The sequence below is a fragment of the Campylobacter coli LMG 9860 genome (assembly GCF_000254135.1).
Taxonomy (GTDB): domain Bacteria; phylum Campylobacterota; class Campylobacteria; order Campylobacterales; family Campylobacteraceae; genus Campylobacter_D; species Campylobacter_D coli.
In genome coordinates, this window is sequence record NZ_AINS01000078.1 from 1 (window position 1) to 1,543 (window position 1,543).

Consider the following 1,543-nt stretch of genomic DNA (forward strand, 5'->3'; position numbering starts at 1 on the left):
CCACGCTTAGTCTTAGCTTAATACAATTGTAACAAAAAACATTGAACCGAAAGAGGCGTGGCTTTTGGTTTGCATTATTTTGGATTTGAATGCTTTTTTAATTCCCTATTCCAATAAAAGAAATACTTTGAATCTAGTTTATTTAGTATATTTAAAATAAAATTATTTATTTTATTTTTTTTGAAAACTATTGCATATGTCTTATCATTATTTAATTTGTAATTTTTATAATCTTGTGCTGTAAAAATTTGATTAAATAAAGAATTTATTTTATATATATTATCCTCATGGGTTATAAAAATTTCATACTCTTCTAAAAGTTTTTTTAAATTATATTGATTTAATTTTTCTATTTTTATCCTAGCTTTAACTTTATATTTATCTTGGTTATTCCTTAAGTGGTATAAAGCAACCGCAAAATGATGAGAACCATTATGATTATTCCATTCATACCAATCAGCCCACTCATAATAAGTGAATTCTAAAATTTTATCTTCTTGAAAATGTTTAATACATGACTGTAAATCCCATCCACCCTTTTTATTTAATGCTCGAAAAGTATCAAAACCAAATAAATAAATTATATCTCTAGGATCTATATTAGATTCATATAAATTAATATTAGCAAAATAATTAGTTTCGTTGTTAGAACTTGAGCAAGAAATTGATTTTACAACTCCTAAATCAAAATCATCTATTTCTTTATATTCATCTTGTTTAAATAAATTGCTAAGTAAACCAATAAAATCATCTTGCTTTTGTAGCCATTGTCCATCTTTAATATATACTAATGAAGATTTTATATAATATTCATTCAACTTTAATAACTTAATTATACCCCCAGAAAACGAGAAGCAATTAATATTATCATTCCAAGAATAGTTTAGTTCTTTTAAGTCTAAATTTAATAATTCAAACAATACCTTTTGAATGCGATAGTTTTCCAGATACAATTTTATTTTTTCTAGCACTTTATTCCTTCAGCCACCAATAAATTAAGCCTTTCTATATTAATCATATAAAAAAAGCTTTTGATATAATTAAACATTAAAATAAACAAATCATTAAAAATCTAATATTAATAAAATCAAGACAATCAATGCAATTAATTTTATAAAAAACTACAATCATGATAAATCTTAAAAAATATTTTTAAACTATTCTTGAATATAATTCTTGCTATGTTTTAAAAATTATTTAGTTTAGAAAATTTTATAAAGGTTTTAACTATGAAAGAAAAAGAATATAACATTGTGAATAATTTGCTTAATCTTGATTTTAATAAATGTGAAAATATATTTTCACTTCATGAATTAATAAAAAGAATTGCGACTATTGTTTTGTAAAGATGGTTCTAATGCTAGAAACAAAATAGCACATGCAAGATTTTCCCAAGATGCATTTGATGGGTATTATAGACTAGCGGATTATATGTGGATTTTTTTGATGGTGTTTTTTATTAAAAACCATAACAAAAAATAATATATTATATATGTCTGCATTTTCCCAAGTCAAATAAAAAAGAAATCCGTTTCAAACCCCT

2 protein-coding genes are annotated in these 1,543 nt (G+C 22.9%); one reads left to right on the forward strand and one right to left on the reverse strand.

All coding sequences use genetic code 11. The features are described 5' to 3' along the window. Positions 1-74 precede the first annotated feature (74 nt). Positions 75-971, reverse strand: coding sequence for a DUF6685 family protein (locus CCO88_RS08680; protein ID WP_002793403.1), 897 nt, complete (start codon positions 969-971; stop codon positions 75-77). A gap of 364 nt (positions 972-1,335) precedes the next feature. Between CCO88_RS08680 and CCO88_RS10715 the strand changes: the two genes are divergently transcribed. Beyond that, complete coding sequence (locus CCO88_RS10715; RefSeq protein WP_002793398.1) at positions 1,336-1,482, forward strand: hypothetical protein; 147 nt, start codon at positions 1,336-1,338, stop codon at positions 1,480-1,482. Positions 1,483-1,543 lie beyond the last annotated feature (61 nt).